The 22,910-nt window shown below is 53.8% G+C and carries 15 protein-coding genes, 2 tRNA genes, 1 rRNA gene and 1 riboswitch; of the genes, 4 read left to right on the forward strand and 14 right to left on the reverse strand.

The annotated features are described in order from the left end of the window. Nucleotides 1-177: 177 nt before the first annotated feature. The 5 genes from AC6I8L_RS19255 to btuB all read right to left on the reverse strand — a co-directional run bounded on the left by AC6I8L_RS19255 (nucleotide 178) and on the right by btuB (nucleotide 5,159). A tRNA-Ala gene (locus AC6I8L_RS19255) sits at nucleotides 178-253 on the reverse strand. A 151-nt stretch (nucleotides 254-404) separates the two neighbouring features. Then, nucleotides 405-481 (reverse strand) — tRNA-Ile (locus AC6I8L_RS19260). Between the two features lie 74 nt (nucleotides 482-555). After that, a 16S ribosomal RNA gene (locus AC6I8L_RS19265) occupies nucleotides 556-2,095 on the reverse strand. Between the two features lie 396 nt (nucleotides 2,096-2,491). Beyond that, nucleotides 2,492-3,343, reverse strand: coding sequence for a glutamate racemase (gene murI, locus AC6I8L_RS19270; protein WP_058960101.1), 852 nt, complete (start codon nucleotides 3,341-3,343; stop codon nucleotides 2,492-2,494). After that, the gene (gene btuB, locus AC6I8L_RS19275; RefSeq protein ID WP_058960102.1) at nucleotides 3,288-5,159 is read right to left on the reverse strand and encodes a TonB-dependent vitamin B12 receptor BtuB; all 1,872 of its coding nucleotides are present in this window, start codon (nucleotides 5,157-5,159) and stop codon (nucleotides 3,288-3,290) included. Before btuB ends, murI begins: the two co-directional genes overlap by 56 nt. A gap of 70 nt (nucleotides 5,160-5,229) precedes the next feature. After that, nucleotides 5,230-5,410: riboswitch (cobalamin riboswitch) on the reverse strand. Nucleotides 5,411-5,522: 112 nt separating this feature from the next. Here btuB and trmA point away from each other — a divergent pair. Then, nucleotides 5,523-6,626, forward strand: a complete 1,104-nt coding sequence (gene trmA / locus AC6I8L_RS19280) for a tRNA (uridine(54)-C5)-methyltransferase TrmA (RefSeq protein WP_058960103.1) — start codon at nucleotides 5,523-5,525, stop codon at nucleotides 6,624-6,626. Between the two features lie 36 nt (nucleotides 6,627-6,662). On the opposite strand, the gene AC6I8L_RS19285 is transcribed toward trmA, so the two are convergent. Together AC6I8L_RS19285 and fabR are read right to left on the reverse strand one after the other, a co-directional pair. Further along, the gene (locus AC6I8L_RS19285) at nucleotides 6,663-7,019 is read right to left on the reverse strand and encodes a YijD family membrane protein (protein ID WP_034823705.1); all 357 of its coding nucleotides are present in this window, start codon (nucleotides 7,017-7,019) and stop codon (nucleotides 6,663-6,665) included. A gap of 18 nt (nucleotides 7,020-7,037) precedes the next feature. Further along, entirely contained in the window at nucleotides 7,038-7,682 is a 645-nt protein-coding gene (gene fabR / locus AC6I8L_RS19290) for an HTH-type transcriptional repressor FabR (RefSeq protein WP_034823706.1), read from the reverse strand. Between the two features lie 194 nt (nucleotides 7,683-7,876). On the opposite strand from fabR, the gene sthA reads away from it, so the two are divergent. Beyond that, the gene (sthA, locus tag AC6I8L_RS19295) at nucleotides 7,877-9,277 is read left to right on the forward strand and encodes a Si-specific NAD(P)(+) transhydrogenase (protein ID WP_021506825.1); all 1,401 of its coding nucleotides are present in this window, start codon (nucleotides 7,877-7,879) and stop codon (nucleotides 9,275-9,277) included. On the opposite strand, the gene oxyR is transcribed toward sthA, so the two are convergent. From oxyR to argC, 5 genes are all read right to left on the reverse strand, one after another. Further along, nucleotides 9,260-10,177, reverse strand: coding sequence for a DNA-binding transcriptional regulator OxyR (gene oxyR, locus AC6I8L_RS19300; protein WP_034823715.1), 918 nt, complete (start codon nucleotides 10,175-10,177; stop codon nucleotides 9,260-9,262). The genes sthA and oxyR overlap by 18 nt on opposite strands. A 263-nt stretch (nucleotides 10,178-10,440) precedes the next feature. Continuing rightward, nucleotides 10,441-11,814, reverse strand: a complete 1,374-nt coding sequence (gene argH, locus AC6I8L_RS19305; RefSeq protein WP_058960104.1) for an argininosuccinate lyase — start codon at nucleotides 11,812-11,814, stop codon at nucleotides 10,441-10,443. Nucleotides 11,815-11,890: 76 nt separating this feature from the next. Beyond that, the gene (locus AC6I8L_RS19310; RefSeq protein WP_038644110.1) at nucleotides 11,891-13,108 is read right to left on the reverse strand and encodes an argininosuccinate synthase; all 1,218 of its coding nucleotides are present in this window, start codon (nucleotides 13,106-13,108) and stop codon (nucleotides 11,891-11,893) included. 15 nt (nucleotides 13,109-13,123) lie between these two features. Further along, on the reverse strand, nucleotides 13,124-13,897 hold the full coding sequence (argB, locus tag AC6I8L_RS19315; RefSeq protein ID WP_058960105.1) for an acetylglutamate kinase: 774 nt from the start codon (nucleotides 13,895-13,897) through the stop codon (nucleotides 13,124-13,126). A 15-nt stretch (nucleotides 13,898-13,912) separates the two neighbouring features. Next, nucleotides 13,913-14,917, reverse strand: coding sequence for an N-acetyl-gamma-glutamyl-phosphate reductase (gene argC, locus AC6I8L_RS19320; RefSeq protein WP_034823925.1), 1,005 nt, complete (start codon nucleotides 14,915-14,917; stop codon nucleotides 13,913-13,915). A 169-nt stretch (nucleotides 14,918-15,086) separates the two neighbouring features. Between argC and argE the strand changes: the two genes are divergently transcribed. Both argE and ppc read left to right on the forward strand, forming a co-directional pair. Beyond that, the gene (gene argE, locus AC6I8L_RS19325) at nucleotides 15,087-16,235 is read left to right on the forward strand and encodes an acetylornithine deacetylase (protein ID WP_045815696.1); all 1,149 of its coding nucleotides are present in this window, start codon (nucleotides 15,087-15,089) and stop codon (nucleotides 16,233-16,235) included. 246 nt (nucleotides 16,236-16,481) lie between these two features. Continuing rightward, a complete protein-coding gene (gene ppc, locus AC6I8L_RS19330) occupies nucleotides 16,482-19,133 on the forward strand; it encodes a phosphoenolpyruvate carboxylase (protein WP_045833619.1) in 2,652 nt (883 codons plus the stop codon). Between the two features lie 231 nt (nucleotides 19,134-19,364). On the opposite strand, the gene metF is transcribed toward ppc, so the two are convergent. Continuing rightward, nucleotides 19,365-20,261 (reverse strand): methylenetetrahydrofolate reductase, encoded by an 897-nt coding sequence (metF, locus tag AC6I8L_RS19335; RefSeq protein WP_058960106.1) that lies wholly within the window; start codon nucleotides 20,259-20,261, stop codon nucleotides 19,365-19,367. A 216-nt stretch (nucleotides 20,262-20,477) separates the two neighbouring features. Beyond that, the gene (locus AC6I8L_RS19340; RefSeq protein WP_058960107.1) at nucleotides 20,478-22,910 is read right to left on the reverse strand and encodes a bifunctional aspartate kinase/homoserine dehydrogenase II; all 2,433 of its coding nucleotides are present in this window, start codon (nucleotides 22,908-22,910) and stop codon (nucleotides 20,478-20,480) included.

The raw sequence follows: 22,910 nt of genomic DNA on the forward strand, positions 1-22,910 counted from the left end.
CATGCAGACTGCAAGCATTTGAGAGACTCGAACACATCGATAGCTTCATTCTTATTACGGAGAATGAATACGACGTGTCGTTTCAATTTTCAGCTTGTTCCGGATTGTTAAAGAGCATAATACTTCGCAGCACACCGTTGCCGGTACGCTCTGAAGTATTGTTTTGAGTCACTGTAATGGTGGAGCTAAGCGGGATCGAACCGCTGACCTCCTGCGTGCAAGGCAGGCGCTCTCCCAGCTGAGCTATAGCCCCATACAGTTACTGCAGAGACCTTCTACTACCACTCACCAGGAGTTACTTTTTCATTTACATGAAAACGTAAATTCGTGCTCAGGCAAGGCATGTAGGAGGGAAGTTTACTTTGGTAAACGACCGGGTACATAACGCCGCATGAGTGCGAATTTGGTAGGCCTGAGTGGACTTGAACCACCGACCTCACCCTTATCAGGGGTGCGCTCTAACCACCTGAGCTACAAGCCTGTAGAGGTTTTTTCTGCTCGTTACTTTTCTATCAGACAATCTGTGTGAGCACTTCGAAGGAAGGTATCTTCAGGTAAGGAGGTGATCCAACCGCAGGTTCCCCTACGGTTACCTTGTTACGACTTCACCCCAGTCATGAATCACAAAGTGGTAAGCGCCCTCCCGAAGGTTAAGCTACCTACTTCTTTTGCAACCCACTCCCATGGTGTGACGGGCGGTGTGTACAAGGCCCGGGAACGTATTCACCGTAGCATTCTGATCTACGATTACTAGCGATTCCGACTTCATGGAGTCGAGTTGCAGACTCCAATCCGGACTACGACGCACTTTATGAGGTCCGCTTGCTCTCGCGAGGTCGCTTCTCTTTGTATGCGCCATTGTAGCACGTGTGTAGCCCTACTCGTAAGGGCCATGATGACTTGACGTCATCCCCACCTTCCTCCAGTTTATCACTGGCAGTCTCCTTTGAGTTCCCGGCCGGACCGCTGGCAACAAAGGATAAGGGTTGCGCTCGTTGCGGGACTTAACCCAACATTTCACAACACGAGCTGACGACAGCCATGCAGCACCTGTCTCAGAGTTCCCGAAGGCACCAAAGCATCTCTGCTAAGTTCTCTGGATGTCAAGAGTAGGTAAGGTTCTTCGCGTTGCATCGAATTAAACCACATGCTCCACCGCTTGTGCGGGCCCCCGTCAATTCATTTGAGTTTTAACCTTGCGGCCGTACTCCCCAGGCGGTCGACTTAACGCGTTAGCTCCGGAAGCCACGCCTCAAGGGCACAACCTCCAAGTCGACATCGTTTACGGCGTGGACTACCAGGGTATCTAATCCTGTTTGCTCCCCACGCTTTCGCACCTGAGCGTCAGTCTTTGTCCAGGGGGCCGCCTTCGCCACCGGTATTCCTCCAGATCTCTACGCATTTCACCGCTACACCTGGAATTCTACCCCCCTCTACAAGACTCTAGCCTGCCAGTTTCGAATGCAGTTCCCAGGTTAAGCCCGGGGATTTCACATCCGACTTGACAGACCGCCTGCGTGCGCTTTACGCCCAGTAATTCCGATTAACGCTTGCACCCTCCGTATTACCGCGGCTGCTGGCACGGAGTTAGCCGGTGCTTCTTCTGCGGGTAACGTCAATCGATGAAGCTATTAACTCCATCGCCTTCCTCCCCGCTGAAAGTACTTTACAACCCGAAGGCCTTCTTCATACACGCGGCATGGCTGCATCAGGCTTGCGCCCATTGTGCAATATTCCCCACTGCTGCCTCCCGTAGGAGTCTGGACCGTGTCTCAGTTCCAGTGTGGCTGGTCATCCTCTCAGACCAGCTAGGGATCGTCGCCTAGGTGAGCCATTACCCCACCTACTAGCTAATCCCATCTGGGCACATCCGATGGTGTGAGGCCCGAAGGTCCCCCACTTTGGTCCGAAGACGTTATGCGGTATTAGCTACCGTTTCCAGTAGTTATCCCCCTCCATCGGGCAGTTTCCCAGACATTACTCACCCGTCCGCCACTCGTCACCCAAGAGCAAGCTCTCTGTGCTACCGTTCGACTTGCATGTGTTAGGCCTGCCGCCAGCGTTCAATCTGAGCCATGATCAAACTCTTCAATTTAAAGTTTGATTTGCTGAAACAAGTTCAGCGATGCTCATCTGTAAAACGTCATAATGAATTTCATTATGTGTTCACTCGTGAGACTTGATATTTTTTACGTCCGGAGACGTTGATATCAATCCTGCGAGTGCCCACACAGATTGTCTGATAAATTGTTAAAGAGCAGTGCCGCGATTTCTCAAGCGGCGCGGGATGCGTATATTACGCTTTCCGCATTCTCAGTCAAGCATTTATTTTTGCTTTTCTGAAGGTTGCCTTGAAGACCACCTCCTGAACACTTCGCTTCGTAAGCCGTTGTTCCGTGTCAGTGGAGGCGCAGTATAGGGATTTCTTTTTGGCTGACAAGCGCTAAATGCAAATTAAATTCTGAGTGCTGTTTTTTTCGTCGAAACCCCACTAAATCGCCAGTTTTTCCAGCAATGGAAAGCCATAACGCCGTAAAACCGGTGATAATTGCACCGCCTCCTCATCCATAAGCGTGCAGAACGCCATATTTTGACCAGAAGAAACGGCGTGCGGCGCTTCATGTTCTAATAACCATACTGTGCGGCGTGCAATGGCTGCACCGGAATCCACTAACCGCGTGCCTTCAGGCAGTACCATTTGCAGCTCGTCACGCAATAGAGGAAAGTGCGTACATCCCAGGACGACAGTGTCAGGTGGCTCTTTCATGCGAAGCCAGGGTTGCACAGCATGGCGCACATCAGAGAGTTCCACCCCTTCACCATGCAGTTTCGCTTCCGCCAGCTCTACCAGTTCAGCAGAACCCAGCATTTCGATTTTGCACTCGCGCGCAAACTGCGCCACCAGCTCATGAGTATAAGGACGTTTTACCGTGCCGCGCGTTGCCAGTAACCCCACGACACCATTACGCGTGAGACGCGCAGCAGGTTTAATCGCCGGCACAACACCGACAACAGGAAACTCGAATCGCTCACGCAGTGCAGGTAAAGAAACGGTGCTAGCCGAGTTACAGGCAATGATGACTAATGCCAGCGGGAAGCGTTTTGTAATCGCCTCAACCACAGCAACCACACGCTCGACAATAAAGTCTTCGGTTTTTTCACCGTAAGGGAAACCTTCATTATCGAAGGCATATAAATAGTGAAGATCCGGCAATAACTGCCGGACCTCATCATAGACGGAGAGCCCACCGACGCCGGAGTCAAACACCAGCACGGTGGGACGCAGATCAGAAGCTGTAGCTGGCGCTGAGGTAATACTCCGTTCCTGGAGTTGGATAGCCATACACTGTCTCGTAGTCTTTATCGAACAGGTTGGCAATTCTACCACGAACGGTGAGCTGTGATGTGACCGGATACGACACTGCGAGATCCCATAAGCTCACACCGCCCAATTTCACGCGCTGCGGCGTGTAAGAGTGGTTGTAATCGTTATCGTAACGATCGCCAAGATAGTGATAGGTCACAGACCAGTCAAAATCGTAGATTGTCCAGTCGAGTTGGTATTTCACCTGCTGCTTAGCACGGCGTACTAGCTGCTGATTAGTCTCTGCATCACGCGCATCAACATAATCGTATGAGATTTGATGGCTGAGCGGGCCAGTATCGAAGGATGCTGTTGCTTCCACCCCTTTGATGCGTGCTTTATCGATGTTGTAATAAACGTACGTGCTTGGGTCGCTATCAATCAGATTGTCGATATCATTGCGGTAGCCGGATACACGCCAGTTTACCGGGCCCGTCAGCCCCTCAAAGCCCCCTTCCCACTGCTTGCTCTTTTCAGGCTTCAGATCCGGGTTACCATACGTCTGGCTGTAAAGCTGTCCTAAATTCGGCGATTTGAATGCCGTACCGTAAGAAGCGAAAACACGGTAGCCGTCAACAAACTCCCACGCAGCACTGCTCTGCCAGGTGTTATGCCAGCCAAACGCATCATTGTCGTCGCCACGTACTGCCCCTTCCAGCGTTACGCTACCGAATTGCTGCTGCGCAGTAGCATAAATCCCAGTATTACGTTGTTCCTGACCTTCAATAGTGGAGTTAGTACCCGGTTCTGAAGTCTGTTTCTGCCAGTCCACGCCACCACTAATGGCACCGTGCCCGACCTGAACAGTATTGCCCCACTGTAGGTTGTACTGCTGCACATCATTTAATGAGGCGGTCGCATCGTATTTACCGAGTTGCGGGCTGTAGTTGTAATCTTTGGTATGGCTGTAGCTGGCGATTAACTGGGATGAGTAGATATCCTGATTGAAGCGCAGACCGGTATCCCAGGTTTGGCTGTAAAGCTGGCGAGTATCGACAAAGGTGTTCGGCTCTACATAAGTAGGGTAACCATCGTAAGCCGTTCGGTTGTCGAAACCATAGCCACGCACGAAACCGCTGAATTCATCGTTAAATTGATGCTCCAACGATCCATACAAGGTTTTGCTCATAAAGCCGTCACGGTCTTTCTGCGCGGGATCTCCGTAAACGTCAGGCAAGTTGGCCACCACGTCGTAACCCTTGGTATAGGTATAATTACCCGCCATGGTGAGTTTGGTGGCATCCCCCAGCATTTGCTGCGTGGAACCATCATAACTTTGGTAGCCATTGGAACCGACACCCGCCGTCAACGTGGTACCTGCTTTATCGCGGCCGGTAATAATGTTCACCACCCCACCAATCGCATCCGAACCATAAACCGCTGAACGCGCGCCACGGATATATTCGATGCGCTGCACCAGTGACAACGGAATTTGGCTTAAATCAGACGAACCAGAAATACCCGCCTGATTGAGGCGAACGCCGTCAATTAATATCAGCACATGGCTGGAGTTAGTACCACGGATAAACATCGAGCTGGATTGACCAAGGCCACCATTCTGCGCGATATCCACGCCCGGTAAACGGCGCATCACATCCGTCAGGCTTTTCGCCTGCCAGCGATCGATCTCTTCACGAGTGACGACCGTTGTCGGTGCCAGCACCGATGAAACCGGTTGAGCGAAGCGGTTGGCGGTAACGATTTGCTTATCATCATCCTGAGCGTAGCCATATGCAGCCCAGAGTGAAAGCGCCGTTGCACTAAAGGCACACAGCGTAATGTTGCTTTTATTCATTGTTGTAAGCATCCAAAAGACGAAGCAGGATGCCGCAGGCCTGCAACCGATAGCACGCGATGGTTGCAGTGATTGCGACGACACACCGGCAGGTCTTCGGGCTGAGAATCATAAATGGTGAAAAACTTCCCATCCCGCAGGACAGTGTTGATAGGTGCACTCACCACGACATTCTTTTACCGCTGCGCGTCAGCTCCAGATTCACACTGGATTCCCTTTTAACTCAAGGAGGCCGGCAGTCGCAGTCTACGGTTAAGAAGGTCGGGAATCCAGACTGCCAGCCATCATCTTCTCACAGAACTGGACATCAGCAGGTGAATGCCTACAATCGCCCGGCAAGCTAGCTTATTACCAGGATTAAAGATGACACCCGAACAGCTCCCGATTGAACAATACGACGCGCAACTGGCGGAAAAAGCCAGCCGTTTACAGGCGATGATGTCTCCCTTTGCGGCGCCTGACGTGGAGGTGTTCCGTTCACCGGTCAGCCACTATCGCATGCGCGCCGAATTCCGCATCTGGCATGATGGCGACGATCTGTACCACATCATCTTTGATCAAGAGACCAAGCAGCGTATCCGGGTGGATCAATTCCCTGCGGCGAGCGAATTGATCAATCAGTTGATGCCAAAACTGATCGACGCGATCCGTGATAACCAGGTGCTGCGTTTCAAGCTGTTCCAGATCGACTACCTGTCGACCATGAGCAATCAGATTGTGATTTCGCTGTTGTATCACCGTAAGCTGGAAGCGGACTGGACGGAAGCCGCCACCGCACTGCGCGACACCCTGCGCGCTGAAGGCATTGATGTGCAGTTGATTGGCCGTGCGACCAAAACCAAAATCTGTCTTGACCGCGATTACGTCGATGAATGCCTGCCGGTAGCTGGCAAAGAGATGATTTATCGCCAGGTGGAGAACAGCTTCACCCAGCCGAATGCGGCGATGAACATTCAGATGCTGGAATGGGCGCTGGATGTCACTCAGGGCTCACGTGGTGATCTACTGGAACTTTACTGTGGCAACGGCAACTTCTCACTGGCGCTGGCGCGTAACTTCCATCGCGTACTGGCGACGGAAATTGCGAAACCTTCGGTAGCATCAGCGCAGTACAATATTGCCGCCAACCATATCGATAATGTGCAGATCATTCGCATGGCGGCGGAAGAGTTTACCCAAGCGATGAATGGCGTGCGCAGCTTCAACCGCTTAGAAGGTATCGACCTGAAGAGCTATCAATGCGAGACGATCTTTGTCGATCCACCACGCAGTGGCCTGGATGAGGAAACCGTGAAGATGGTGCAGGCGTATCAACGCATCCTGTATATCTCCTGCAACCCGCAAACCCTGTGCGACAATCTTGCCACGCTGGGTGAAACCCATGACGTGTCGCGGCTGGCGCTGTTCGACCAGTTCCCGTACACCCATCATATGGAATGCGGCGTCTGGCTCACGCGTAAAGCGTAAAACAAAACGGGAACCCTGCGGTTCCCGTTGTTGTATTTAGCTTTTGTTCCTGGCGCGGCGGAAGCGAGTGGCAATCCAGAACACCAGCGCCACCATCAAAATGGTCGGGATAAAGTTGGAACCGATATCCGGATATTCAGCCCGCACCAGCGCGCTATACACCAGAATACCCAACAGGAAAAACGCCGCGGCCAGTGAAGGCATGCCATCGGGCATATTGCGGTTAAGATAACGCTGATGCAGACACCAGGCTGCGAGGCCAAGGGCGATCAGCGGGAATATCGAAAAAGGCACAAACGTACTGAACAGCACCGAAAAGGAGCCGTTGATTGCTAAACCGGTGATAAAAGCCAGTAACAGGGTTCCTTTATCGCGTGGGTTTTGCTCAATCATTTCATTATCCTTATCACATTACTCTTCGGGTTTTTCCAGGGTCACCGCCAGACGTTCCTGCTCCCGGCGATACCAGTAATAAGCGCCTTTGGCGATCATGCGCAATTGCAGCACCAGGCGATCTTCCAGCTTGCGACGCTGTTCGATATCCACATCCAGCGCTTCCGCACCGGCACTGAACACGATGGTCACCATGGCTTCGGCTTGCGCTTCGGTAAAGCTGCGCGGCATCCGATTTTCCAGCTCAAGGTAATCCGCGAGCTCAGCAATAAAGTGCTGAATTTCTCGCGCAACTGCGGCACGGAACGCGGCCGATGTTCCGGAGCGCTCGCGTAGTAAGAGACGAAAAGCGTTGGGATTGTTCCCGATAAATTCCATAAATGTGGAAACGGAAGTTTTGATAATGCTGCCGCCCTTGGCAATGCGCTGGCGTGCCTGGCGCATCAACTGGCGTAACATCAGGCCGCTTTCATCGACCATGGTCAAACCCAGTTCATCCACATCTTTAAAGTGACGATAAAACGAGGTAGGTGCAATCCCGGCTTCACGTGCAACTTCACGCAAACTCAGGCTGGCAAAACTCCTTTCTGCACTTAACTGACTGAAGGCTGCTTCAATCAGCGTACGTCTTGTACGTTCTTTCTGTTGCGCCCTGACGCCCATTTTCCCGGCCTTTTGAGTGATCTGGAAGGCACTATAACAAACTTTTCAGCGTACAGTGGCGCAAAGTTTGTGACCGCCTGTGTACCTCACGCTTTGTCAAAACTGGGGATTTTTCGCTGTTAGAATTCAGAAGTGCGCGGTGAGATGTTAGAATCTCGTTGTAAAAATGTGATAGAAAAATAGGACGTACTGGTATGCAAAAGTCTTACGATTACGATGCCATTGTGATTGGCTCAGGTCCAGGCGGCGAAGGTGCGGCAATGGGCCTGGTGAAGCAGGGAGCGCGCATTGCAGTGATCGAACGCTACCATAATATCGGCGGCGGTTGTACTCACTGGGGGACCATCCCCTCCAAAGCTTTACGTCACGCTGTCAGCCGTATTATCGAGTTCAATCAAAACCCTCTTTATAGCGATCACACCCGACTCCTGCGCTCCTCATTTGCTGACATTTTGAATCACACCGAAAACGTTATCAGTCAGCAAACGGCAATGCGTCAGGGATTTTATGAGCGCAACCGTTGTGAGCTTTATCAGGGCGATGCCCATTTTGTTGATGCCAACACCATCGAAGTTGAACAGCCCGATGGCACCCGCGAACGCTTAACCGCAGAAAAATTCGTGATTGCGTGCGGTTCACGTCCTTACCATCCTGCAGACGTCGACTTTACGCACCCACGCATTTACGACTCCGACTCTATCCTCAATCTGCATCATGAACCTGGCCATGTGATCATTTACGGTGCCGGTGTGATTGGTTGCGAATACGCATCAATTTTCCGTGGCCTGAACGTCAAGGTGGATTTGATCAACACGCGCGATCGCTTGCTAGCGTTCCTCGATCAGGAAATGTCAGATTCGCTCTCCTATCACTTCTGGAACAGCGGCGTGGTAATTCGTCACAACGAAGAGTTCGAGAAGATTGAAGGTGTCAGTGATGGCGTGATCATGCACCTGAAGTCGGGCAAGAAAGTGAAAGCGGATTGCCTGCTGTACGCTAACGGCCGTACCGGTAACACCGATTCACTGGCGCTGGAAAATGTCGGGTTGGAAGCTGATGGTCGTGGCCTGTTGAAAGTGAACAGCATGTACCAGACTGCGCAGCCGCACATCTATGCAGTGGGCGACGTCATTGGTTATCCGAGCCTGGCTTCAGCCGCCTACGATCAGGGCCGTATTGCGGCACAGGCGATCATCAAAGGTGAAGCCACTGCCCATCTGATCGAAGATATTCCTACCGGGATTTATACCATTCCGGAGATCAGCTCAGTGGGTAAAACCGAACAGCAGCTGACTGCAATGAAAGTGCCATACGAAGTGGGTCGTGCGCAGTTCAAGCATCTGGCGCGTGCGCAGATTGTGGGGATGCACGTGGGTAGCCTGAAGATTCTGTTTCATCGTGAAACCAAAGAGATTTTAGGTATTCACTGCTTTGGCGAACGTGCAGCAGAAATTATTCACATCGGGCAAGCCATTATGGAGCAGAAGAACGGCGGCAACACGATTGAGTACTTCGTGAATACCACCTTCAACTATCCGACGATGGCCGAGGCCTATCGTGTCGCGGCGCTCAACGGCTTAAACCGCCTGTTTTAACGACGTGTCCAGATAACCCTGCATGTGGGTTTTGATTGCTTCTGCCAGCTGCTCATAGCGGCTGCGCAGAGGTGATCCTGGGCGATAAACCAAAGCAATCGTGCGCTGTGGAACCGGCTTATAGCACGGCAGATAGCACACGCCATCACGCACTCGCTCATTCGGCACTGCCAGCGAAGGCAGCAAAGTAATGCCACTTCCTGCCGCGACCATGTTGCGCAGCGTTTCCAGACTGGTGGCGCGGAAATGGGTATCTTCGTCCGCACCGGCTTCGAAGCAGAAGCCCATGGCCTGATCGCGCAAGCAGTGGCCATCTTCCAGCATCAGCAGCTTTTCACCAGCCAGATCTGACATCGGCACACGATCGCGATCGTGCCACGGATGATCCTTGTAGATCGCCAGCTTCATTGGCTCATCAAACAGCGGTACCTCAATAAAGGCTTCGCTCTCTTTTACCAGCGCCAGAATCGCGCAATCCAGTTTGCCACTGTCGAGCTGCGCCAGCAGTTGCTGCGTTTGCGCTTCATGCAGGTACATTTCGAGTTTAGGGAAGGTTTGATGCAGCATGGGAATGATCTGCGGCAGCAAATACGGGCCAGTGGTCGGAATCAGACCAATATGCAGCGGTCCGGACATCGCTTCGCCCTGTTGGCTCGCCATCTCCTTCAGCACTTTGACTTCACGCAGCACAGTTCGCGCCTGATCCACCAGCAATAGTCCAGCCTGGGTAAATAACACCTTACGGCTGGTACGCTCCAGCAGCATCACACCGAGCTCATCTTCCAGCTTACGAATCTGCCCGCTCAAGGTAGGTTGGCTGACATGACACGCATCAGCTGCACGCCGGAAATGGCGATGCTCCGCAAGCGAAACCAGATACTCCAGATCACGAATGTTCATTGATTTCCTCCAAACCACGATAGCCCGTGGCGATAGATAGAATAGCAATGAACGATTAGCCCTATCAAGCGATGAACAGGAATAATACCGGCCATAGCAAGCAATGTTGAAAAAGACGCTGAGATGACGTCGAGCATCACCTGCAATCAGCTATAAAAATCAAAGTGTTGGCCGGGAGTGCCAGCCCTTGATGATGTGCCTATAACAATATGTATTTCTGAAGCTAGAGGTTGGCGGGCTACCGAAAAGGAGCCCGCTTTTTTTTAGCCTAAGCGCTTTTTCGCTTCAGCGATGGCAAATGCGACTTGCTGAGGCGACACCCCGCCCTGTGCATTACGCTTGTCGAGGCAGGATTGCAGCGACAGAATCGGATAAACGTCATCCTCAATCACCGCACTGAACTGCTTCAATTGCGCCAGGCTTAATGCTTCCAGCGCCACGCCCTGCTTGATCGCTTCAACCACGGTTTCACCAACAATGTGGTGCGCTTCACGGAACGGTACACCTTTGGCCACCAGATAATCCGCCAGTTCGGTGGAGTTGGCGTAACCCTGCTCGGCCGCTTCCTGACAACGTGGACGTTTCACCTGAATGCCGTCCAGAACCAGTACTGACATATGCAGGCAATCAACCCAGGTATCGAGCGCATCGAACAGGCCTTCTTTGTCTTCCTGCATGTCTTTGTTGTAGGCGAGCGGCAAGCCTTTCAGTGTCATCATCATGCCGGTCAGTGCGCCTTGTACACGGCCACATTTGCCGCGAATCAGTTCCAGTGCATCCGGGTTTTTCTTCTGTGGCATCAATGAAGAACCCGACGTTACTTTGTCAGACAGTTCAAGGAAGCCCGCTTCGCCAGTGTTGAAGAAAATCAGGTCCTCTGCGAAACGTGAAAGGTGAATCATGCCGATTGAGGCATCCGACAGCAGCTCCAGCACGTGGTCACGATCAGACACGGTATCAAGGCTGTTACGGGTAGCAGAGGCGAAGCCTAACCAGCCCGCCAGCTGCTGGCGATCAATTTCATACGCGGTACCGGCCAGTGCGCCACAGCCCAGCGGGCTCACGTCTAAACGCTTCAGCGTATCCTGCAGACGGCTTTCATCACGCGCCAGCATTTCGACATACGCCAGGCACCAGTGCGCAAAGGTCACCGGCTGCGCGCGTTGCAGGTGCGTATAGCCTGGCATCACCGCGTCCTGATTAGCTTCAGCGGTGGCAACGAGGGCAGATTGTAATTCGCGCGTGGCGTCCAGCAACACCGCGACCTGCTCTTTGCACCACAGTTTCAGATCGGTAGCGACCTGATCGTTACGGCTACGGCCAGTGTGCAGTTTTTTGCCCAGTGCGCCGACTTTGTCGATTAGCTTGCCTTCTACCCAGCTATGGATATCTTCGGCATCGCTTTGCAGAATCTGCTCTGGATTGGCGCGCACTTCTGCCAGCAGTTCATTCAGTGCGCCTTCCAGCTGCTGCTGCTCATCGCTGCTCAGCACATTCACGGTAACCAGCGCTTTAGACCACGCTACCGAACCGGTGATGTCCTGCTCCGCCAGACGATAGTCAAAACGCAGTGAGTCGTTGAACTGTTTGAACCGTTGGTCTGCTGCCTGCGAAAAACGTCCGCCCCAAAGTGCCATCTGCTTTACTCCTGAATGCTGTTATAGAAAGGGCGGCCCGAAGCCGCCCTTGCAAAATGTGTTATCTGCCGCGGTATTACTTCTTCTGCTCGTTCAATGCACGAATGCGTGAAGAGAGAGAGAACAGACGGATGAAGCCGCCCGCGTGGCTGTGGTCGTAAACTTCGTCTTCGCCGAAGGTCGCGAACTCTTCCGAGTACAGGCTGTTCGCCGAGGTTTTCTGAATCGCAGTGGCGTGGCCTTTATACAGCTGCAGTACCACTTCGCCATTCACCTCTTCTGCCAGGGACTCGGCAGCGGCCTGGATAGATTTACGCAGCGGCGCGAACCAGCGACCGTCGTAAACCACGTAAGACATTTCATGGCCCAACTGCTCACGCCATTTGAAGCTGTCACGATCCAGTACCAGCTGCTCAACCGCACGCAGTGCGTTGACCATGATGGTGCCGCCAGGGGTTTCATAGCAGCCGCGAGATTTGATACCGACCAGACGGTTTTCCACGATGTCGATACGACCCACGCCGTGTTTCGCGCCCAGCACGTTCAGTTTCTCCAGGCACTGGAACGGGCTCAGCTTCTCGCCGTTTACCGCAACGACACGACCTTTCTCAACGGTCACAGTGACGTTCTCTGGCTGATCTGGCGCTTCCAGCGGATCAACGGTCCACACCCAGCAATCTTTGTTCGGTGCATTCGCTGGGCTTTCCAGCACGCCACCTTCAGTAGAGATGTGCCACGCGTTCTCATCACGGCTGTAGATTTTTTCCAGTGATGCCGTCGTTGGGATGTTACGCACTTTCAGGTAATCCAGCAGCGCTTCACGTGAACGCAGATCCCACTCACGCCATGGCGCAACCACTTTCAGCTGTGGTGCCAGTGCGGTGTAGGTGGTTTCGAAACGCACCTGATCGTTGCCTTTACCGGTCGCACCGTGGCACAGCGCGTCTGCACCGACTTTCAGCGCCAGCTCAACCTGCGCTTTGGCGATGATTGGACGTGCCATTGAGGTGCCCAGCAGGTAAGTGCCTTCGTACAAAGCACCGGTTTGCAGCACGGGATACACGTATTCGCTGATGAACTCTTCACGCAGGTCAGCAACGTGACACTCAGATGCACCAGACTGCAGCGCCTTCTTCTCAACGCCTTCCAGATCGGCTGGGTCCTGGCCAATGTTGGCCACGAATGCCACCACTTCACAACCGCCGTAATTCTCTTTCAACCATGGAATGATGGCCGAAGTATCCAGACCGCCAGAATAGGCCAGAACGATTTTTTTGATGTTTTGCGTGCTCATGTCTTAAATCCTTGATTATGCGAGAATCCGGGTGCCAATCGACACGCCGTTGAAAAGGGTTGGCAGCTGTTCAGCATGGCGCCAGCTGGCGATATCAACCGGACGACCTAAAGTACGTGCGGCATCGAGTGCCGCGTTCACTTTAACGATCATGCCATCAGTAATAATGCCCTGATCGATCAGCTGCTGTGCTTTATCGGCCGTCATCTCTTCGATACGTTGACCTTTGCCATCGAGAATACCGCTGACATCTGAAAGCAGGACTAAATCAGCACCAATGGTCGCTGCCAGCGCGGTCGCTGCCTGGTCAGCGTTGACGTTCATCAGATCGCCGCCGTCAGTAATACCGATGGAGCTGATCACCGGCATATAGCCCGCGCTCAACAAGGTATTCACCAGCGCTGGATTACCTGGCGTCGCGTTGCCCACATGGCCAAGTTCCTCGTCGAACTGCGCCACGTTTACCAGGCCCGCATCACCGAGGCATAAGCCAACGGCACCAATGCCATATTTCTTCGCCCAGGCCAGCAAGGTCTTGTTCGCTGTACCCGCCAGGGCACCAGTAATAATGTCAATCTGATCGGCTGGCGTCACGCGCAAACCGTTCTTCTTTTTCACTGGCAGAGCGAGCTTCTTCATCAGCTCGTCAACCAGGCAGCCGCCGCCGTGCACAATGATCAGCGGACGCTGATGTTCATTGCGGTAGGCCAGCAGCGCATCAAACAAGCGGGCCAGCGCTTCTTCGCTATCCAGCAGTACGCCACCCAGCTTAATAATCAATGGATTCATTGCAGTTTCCGTCCGTTAAATCAGAGACAATGTTTCAGGGTAGCCGAAACGAATGTTTAAGCATTGAACCGCCTGCGAAGAGGCACCTTTCAGCAGGTTATCTTCGGCCGCCACCACAATCAGGTGCTCGCCCTGCATGGCAAAGCCAATATCGCAGAACGGCAAGCCGACTACGGCTTTCAATGCCGGGACACCTTTGTCATACACACGCACCAGCGGTTTGTCGTGGTAAGCCTTGTGGAAGGCATCCGCCACGTCCTGCTGCGTCACGCCCGCTTTCAGGCGACAGGTGGTGGTCGAAAGAATACCGCGCGGGAAGCTACCCAGATGCGGGGTGAAAATCACAGGCGTACCGAGATGCGCCACGATTTCAGGATGATGACGATGATTGAACAAGCCATACGGCTGCAGGCTCACTTCACAGAAGCTGGTGCCGACGTTGGCTTTACGCCCTGCGCCGCTCACACCACTGGTGGCATTGATTACCGGCCATTGTGCATCGTTAAGCAAACCGGCTTCGACCAGCGGCTTCAATGACAATTGTGCAGCCGTTGGGTAGCAACCCGGCACAGCAACCAGCTGTGCATCTTTGATTTTGTCGTGCTGCCATTCGGCCAGGCCGTAAACGGCTTTATCCAGCCAATCCTGATGTTGATGGCTGAAACCATAATATTGAGTATAGAAAGCATCATCGTTGACACGGAACGCACCGGAAAGGTCGAACACCACGCAGCCTGCTTTGAGGAATTCGGGTGCCAGATCGTGGCTGACTTCATGCGCGGTCGCGAGGAATACCACATCGACTTTGTCTGCCCACTCGGAAGCCTCACTCAGCGGCTGCAGCGGCAAATCGACAATGCCTTTCAGCTGCGGATGCAGATCGGAGAGTAATTTTCCGGCGTCCGGGCTTTGCGCTGAAACCGCCAAAGCGGTTATGTTCATATGCGGATGGCGATTCAGGTAAGTGGCAAGCTCTACGCCAGCATAACCACTGGCACCAACGATCAGCGTATTCAACATCAGGCTGTAACCCTTTTTACAGTCACTCATTCCGGGTCGCGGCTTTGCCCCGTTGCCCACGATGCCGTTTGCAGATGATTTTACGCTTCACTTGCAAACGACGTTATTGTATTTTTATTCACTATTAATGCATGAATATTGATACATCCTAACCCAAGGACCGTCAACAGTGAAGACAAAATTACCACCTTTTATCGAACTCTACCGCCAGCTGATTGCCACACCATCGATCAGCGCCACTGACAGCGCGCTGGATCAGAGCAATGAAACTTTAATCAATTTGCTGGCGGGCTGGTTCCGCGATTTAGGCTTCAGTGTTGAAGTCCAGCCAGTCCCGGGTACGCGTCATAAATTCAATATGCTGGCACGCAGCGGTTTGGGTGCTGGCGGCCTGCTGCTGGCAGGCCATACCGATACCGTTCCCTATGATGATGGCCGCTGGACGCGCGATCCCTTCACCCTGACCGAGCACGACAACAAGCTATATGGTTTAGGTACGGCGGATATGAAAGGCTTCTTTGCTTTTATTCTGGATGCGCTGCGTGACGTTGACGTGACCAAACTCAGCAAGCCACTGTACATCCTCGCCACCGCCGATGAAGAGACCACCATGGCCGGTGCAAAGTACTTTTCCGAATCCACCCAGCTGCGTCCGGATTGCGCCATCATTGGTGAGCCGACCTCACTGAAGCCGGTGCGCGCGCACAAAGGCCATTTGTCGAATGTGATTCGTATTCAGGGTCAGTCCGGTCACTCCAGCGATCCTTCACGCGGTGTGAATGCGATTGAGCTGATGCATGAATCCATTACCCAGCTGATGCAACTGCGCAATACCCTGAAAAATCGCTATAACCACGATGGATTTGCGATTCCTTACCCGACCATGAACTTTGGTCACATTCACGGTGGCGATGCCGCGAACCGTATCTGCGCCTGCTGCGAATTACACATGGATATTCGTCCGCTGCCGGGCTTAACTCTGAGCGATTTGGATGGCTTGCTGAATGAAGCATTGGCGCCAGTGAGCGAACGCTGGCCGGGGCGTTTAACGGTAGGTGAACTGCACCCGCCGATTCCTGGCTACGAATGTCCGGCCGATCATGAGCTGGTGAAAGTGGTAGAGAAACTGCTGGGTGTGCCGACTGAAGTGGTGAACTATTGCACCGAAGCGCCTTTTATCCAGCAATTGTGTCCAACGCTGGTTTTAGGTCCAGGATCAATCAATCAGGCGCACCAGCCAGATGAATTTATCGATACCGCATTTATTAAGCCAACTCATGCGCTTATCACGCAGGTTGTTCAGCATTTTTGTCACTGATTAACAATAGATGGGGCAATTCACTGTTAAAACAGTAAATTGCCCGGTCATTGTTCGGGATTTGATAATAAGAATAACTTATCTCGCTTCCCCCCAAGTTAATTCTATGAATTTCCGGTAGTTAGCAGCGAATTATCGTCAATTTAAGTCAATTGACGAACAGGAAGAACCGTGGCTAGATAAAAGACGATGTTATGCCCGTTGGGTGTAAGGGTACTTTCAAGACGATAAGGGTGTCAGGGTCAAATGAACGAACAATATTCCGCAATGCGAAGTAATGTCAGTATGCTCGGCAAACTGCTCGGGGATACGATAAAGGATGCACTGGGAGAGAACATCCTCGATCGGGTGGAAACCATCCGCAAACTCTCTAAGTCCTCCCGCGCAGGCAATGACACCGATCGTAAGGAACTGCTGAACACGCTGCAAAACCTGTCTAATGACGAGTTACTACCTGTTGCACGCGCGTTTAGCCAGTTCCTCAACCTGACCAACGTGGCAGAGCAGTATCAGACCATCTCCCGCAGCGGCGATGGCGCGAATAATCCGGAAATCCTGAAGAAGACCTTTGAGCGTCTGAAGCAGCAAAACGACATCAGCGAAAGTTCGATTCGCCAGGCGATCGAAGAACTGTCGCTGGAGCTGGTGCTGACCGCTCACCCAACGGAGATCACCCGACGTACGCTGATCCACATGCTGGGCGAAGTGAATAGCTGCCTGCAGCAACTCGACCACAGCGATCTCTCCGATTACGAGCGCACGCAAGTCATGCGTCGCCTGCGTCAGTTGGTCGCACAAGCCTGGCATACCGATGAAATCCGTAAGTATCGTCCAACACCGATTGATGAAGCCAAATGGGGCTTTGCCGTGGTCGAAAATAGCCTGTGGCAAGGCGTACCGGCATTCCTGCGCGAGCTGAACGAGCAGGTTGAAGAGACCTTTGGTATTAAGTTGCCCGTCGATTTCGTGCCGATTAAATTCACCTCGTGGATGGGCGGCGATCGCGACGGTAACCCGAACGTCACCGCACCTATCACACGCCATGCGATGCAGTTGAGCCGCTGGAAAGCCGCCGATCTGTTCCTGCGCGACGTGGGCGTGCTGATTTCTGAACTGTCGATGTCCGAATGCAGCGATGAAGTACGCGAGTTGTGCGGCGATCCAGAAGCGCTGGAACCGTACCGCATGATTCTGAAGCGCATCCGTGGCCAGCTGATGACCACGCAAGCTTATTTAGGCCGTCGTTTGAAAGGCGAGCGCCTGCCGCGCCCTGCCGATCTACTGGTCTCGAACGATCAACTGTGGCAACCGCTGTTCGCCATCTATCAATCTCTGCAACAGTGCGGCATGGGCATCATCGCCAATGGCCAGTTGCTGGATACGCTGCGCCGCGTGAAGTGCTTTGGCGTGCCGCTGGTGCGTATTGATATCCGTCAGGAGAGCACCCGCCACACCGAAGCGATTGCCGAAGTGACGCGCTATCTGGGGCTGGGTGACTACGAAAGCTGGTCAGAAGCCGACAAACAGGCGTTCCTGATCCGTGAACTGAACTCCAAACGTCCGCTGCTGCCGCATCAATGGGAGCCGGGCGACAACACGCGCGAAGTGCTGGATACCTGTAAAGTGGTGGCTGAAGCGCCGCAAGGTTCCATCGCCTCTTACGTGATTTCGATGGCGAAAACGCCGTCGGACGTGCTGGCTGTGCACTTGCTGTTAAAAGAAGCCGGTATTCCTTACGCGATGCCAGTAGCGCCACTGTTCGAAACCCTCGACGATTTGAACAACGCCAATGACGTCATGACGCAGTTGCTGAATATCGATTGGTACCGCGGTTTCATCAACGGCAAACAGATGGTGATGATTGGTTATTCCGATTCGGCGAAAGATGCCGGCGTGATGGCCGCCAGCTGGGCGCAGTACGAAGCACAGGATGCGTTGATCAAGACCTGTGAGAAAGCCGGCATCACGCTGACGCTGTTCCACGGACGCGGCGGTTCCATCGGCCGTGGCGGCGCACCGGCACACGCAGCACTGCTGTCGCAACCGCCGGGCAGCCTGAAAGGCGGCCTGCGTGTGACCGAACAAGGCGAGATGATTCGCTTCAAATACGGTTTGCCAGAAGTCACCATCGCCAGCCTTTCGCTGTATACCGGTGCGATTCTCGAAGCCAACCTGATGCCACCGCCAGAACCTAAGCGCGAGTGGAAAGAGATCATGAACGGTTTGTCTGCCCATTCCTGCGCCATGTATCGCGGCTATGTGCGTGAAAACCCGGACTTCGTACCGTATTTCCGTTCGGCCACGCCAGAGCAAGAGCTGGGTAAACTGCCACTCGGTTCACGTCCGGCGAAGCGTCGTCCTACCGGCGGCGTGGAATCACTGCGTGCGATTCCGTGGATCTTCGCCTGGACGCAGAACCGCTTGATGCTGCCAGCCTGGCTCGGTGCCGGTGCGGCGCTGCAGAAGGCGATGGACGAAGGGCATCAGGACCAGCTGGAAGCGATGTGTAGCCAATGGCCGTTCTTCGCCACCCGTCTGGGCATGCTGGAGATGGTGTTCTCGAAAGCTGACCTGTGGCTGGCGGAGTATTACGATCAGCGTCTGGTAGATAAATCACTGTGGCCGCTGGGTCTGCAGTTGCGCGATCAGCTGGCTGCGGATATCAAAGCCGTGTTGACCATCGCCAACGATGCGCATTTGATGGCTGACCAGCCATGGATCGCCGAGTCTATCGCGCTGCGTAACGTTTACACCGATCCGCTCAACGTGTTGCAGGCTGAACTGCTGCATCGTGCACGTGCGCAGGAAGAGCGTGGTGACGAGCCAGATGCGCGTGTTGAACAAGCGCTGATGGTGACGATTGCGGGTGTGGCAGCGGGTATGCGTAATACGGGCTAGTGGCGTAAAACGCTAATCACGAAGGGGCCAATGTGCCCCTTTTTTAATGGGTGTTGCGCGTCGCGGGAAGAGGCGGCAATTACATAAAGCCGCTGTCTCGTCCCTGATCGCTCGGCGTGCGCCATCCATGGCGCCCAACGCTTTACTCCATTTGCCGCCTCTTCCCGCTGGGTAACATGGTGCCAATGAAAAGAGGGCACATTGGCCCCCTCATAATTCTATTTGATAAAATCAGGCTCTTAAGGCCGGACGCACACCCAGCGTGTGACAGATGGCGTAACTCAATTCTGCACGGTTCAGCGTGTAGAAGTGGAAATCCTTCACCCCTTCGCGTGACAGGATTTTCACCATATCCATGGCGATGTTGGCACCGACCATTTTGCGCGTTTCTGGATCGTCATCCAGTCCGGCAAACATCGCATTCATCCAGCCCGGCACGCGCACGTTAGTCATGGTGGCGAAACGCTGTAACTGCTTAAAGTTCGATACCGGCAAAATGCCCGGCACGATTTCGACATCAATGCCTGCCGCAACACAGCGATCGCGGAAGCGCAGGTAACTCTCAACATCAAAGAAGAATTGCGTGATGGCGCGATTGGCACCGTTATCGACTTTACGCTTCAGGTTGATCAAATCCGCCTGGGCACTTTTCGCTTCGGGATGCACTTCTGGATAAGCCGCCACGGAGATATCAAAATCGCCCACTTCTTTTAGTAATGCGACCAAATCAGCGCCGTACATCTCAGGCTTGCCGCTGCCCGGTGGCAAATCACCGCGTAGCGCCACAATATGGCGAATGCCATTCTCCCAGTAGTCACGGGCGATGCCACGCAGCTCATCACGCGTGGCATCGATGCAGGTCAAGTGCGGGGCCGCTTCCAGACCGGTGCGCTCTTTAATGCCTTTGATGATGCTGTGCGTGCGGTCACGTTCGCCAGAGTTAGCACCGTAGGTCACAGAGAGGAATTTCGGTTTCAGGATGCTCAGTCGATCGATTGAGCTCCACAGGGTTTCTTCCATTTCACTGGTGCGAGGCGGGAAAAATTCAAAAGAGACATTAATTTGCCCGTTCAGCTCAGCCAGGCTTTGGTTCAACGCTTCGCGCTGATTGGCGTGAAAGAAACTCATCCAGATTACCTCGTCGTCACATATCGATTAACTTGCGGCCTGCGAACATCTATACGTTTAGACGTCCAGATGCACAAAATGAACCATTAGCGCGTTAGCGTCAACTTAAAATTAATGTACAGGCGTGACAAATATTCAATCAAGTTGAAAGAGTTTCATGTTCGCGCAGAGGGTGAAAAGCGCAGACGGCGGGCACCGTCTGCGTTGCAAGGCAGACTACAGCAGTTGTGCGAGGCGATTGATATCCGATTGTAACGCACCGGCTGTCACATCACGGCCGGCGCCCGGCCCGCGGATCACCAGCGGATTATCACGATACCAGCGGCTTTCGATAGCAAACACGTTATCGCACGGCAGCAGTGAAGCCAGCGGGTGTTCCGGACGCACCGCTTCCACCCCCACACGGGCCTTTCCGTTGGCATCGAAACGTGCCACATAGCGCAGCACCAGGCCCATCTCCTGCGCCGCTTCAAAGCGTTGCAGCATTTGGTCATTCAACTCGTCGGCATTCTCGAAGAAGTGGTCAATCGATTCTTCTTCGCAATCCGACGGCACCAGCGATTCAACACGCACCTGATCCGGCTCGATGTCATAACCGGCTTCACGCGCCAGGATGACCAGCTTGCGCATCACATCCTGCCCCGACAGGTCTACACGCGGATCGGGTTCGGTGAGACCTTGCTGCCAGGCCTGATCTACCAGCTCACTGAACGGCACGGTGCCATCAAATTGCAGGAACAGCCAGGACAGCGTGCCGGAGAAAATACCACTGATGGCCAGAATGCTGTCGCCGCTTTCGCGCAGATCGCGCACCGTATGGTTCACCGGTAATCCTGCGCCTACCGTGGCGTTATATAGCCAGTGACGACCGGTTTTGGCGAACGCATCACGAATCTGCCGCCAACTCTGGCTGCTGGATGCGCCTGCGACTTTGTTCGCGCTAATGACATGGAAACCGTGGCTGGCAAAATCAAGATATTGCTGTGCCAGCGGTGCGCTGGCGGTGACGTCCAGCACCACTAAATCATCGAACGGATGGGCGCGCATCCACAGGAATAGCGACTCTTCATCGCGTTCTTCGGCTTCGTCATCAAAAAAGGCGAGCGCACGGCTGGCTTCCAGACCTTCGTAGCTCAGCAAACTACGACTGCTATCCGCCACGCCTGCCAGCACATACTCAAAGCCGGTACGCGCCGATAAGCCTTCCTGCTCGCGGGCAAACAACTCCAGCCAGCGTGAGCCGATATTGCCTTTACCAAACAGCATCAGACCGATGCGCTTTTCCGCGCGGAACAATGACTGGTGCAGCCCCTGAATCAGGTGCTGCGTCGGTCCTACGCGCAGTACGGCAACAATACTGATGTGATCTTCTGACTGCCAGACAAACTCAACCGGCTGGTCTTTGATCTGTTGCCAGAAACGATGGCTATGGAGCGGGTTACGCGTCACGCCTGCGCCGACCAACGCCACCAACGCTAAGCCATCGCGCAGTTGCAGATGACCCGGCAGCGCAGCGTCCTGCAACAAATTGAATGCGCTGTTCACCACTTCGGAGGTGTAGCAGAGTTGCAGCAAACGGCGATCGGGATGGACACCCATCGCCAGCGGACGCAGTTGCGCACGCTTAAGCAGCAGATCGATCTCTTTCTGCTGCGTTTTGAAATCGTGGTTTTCTGGGATGTGAATCTCTACCAGGCACACATCGTCGTGGCTGGTGACAATACGCGCGCCGGTACCGGAAGCCAGTACGCGCTCAATGCGCGTTGAGCCCTGCTCAGGTTGATAGCTGCAACGCAACTGCAGATCGATATCGCTATTCGACACGGGCTGCAGCGTACGTGTATGCAATACCGGTGCGGCCAGACGCGCCAGCTCGCTGGCCTCATCTAAGCGCAGTAAAGGCAGCAAGCAGGCGTCGGACACTTTACGCGGATCGGCGCTATAGACACCAGCCACATCGCTCCATATGGTGACACGGTTTACGCCTGCCAGCGCACCGATCTGCGTGGCTGAGTAGTCCGAACCATTGCGACCCAGTAACACCGTTTCGCCGGCGTCGCTGCGGCTGATAAAGCCGGTTACCACCAAACGCTTATGAGGATGCTGAGCCAGCAGGGCCTGTAGCAATGGCCAGGACTTGCCTTCATCGACCTGTGGCTGCGCAGCACGTTCGGCACGCAGAAAGTCACGCGCGTCCAGCCATGCAGACTCGATATCACGCTGGCTCAGCACTGCCGCCATCAGGCGTGCCGACCAGATTTCACCGTGCCCCACCACTTCGGCATACACCGCATCGGTGATAGCGCCGTCAAGCAGTGCCGCCAGACGTTCTAAATCGCGAATAAAGGCAGCGGTCAGCGTTTCAGCAAATTCAACAGGCAACAGCGCAGCGATCAGTTCGCTGTGAAAACGGCGTAAAGCTTGTTGCACCTGATGGGCAGATAAGCGATCGCTCTGGCTCAGTTTAAGCCAGCTAATCAGCTGGTTGGTGGTGCTGCCTGCGGCAGAGACCACCATTAAATCGCCCGGCTGGCTGTAATCCGCCATGATGCTGGCGACACGTTGATAACAACGTGCATCCGCCAGGCTACTGCCACCAAATTTATGCAACTGCTTGTTCGGCGTTCCCGCGCCTGCTGAACTTGTCAT

This window comes from Type-E symbiont of Plautia stali, assembly GCF_059731115.1.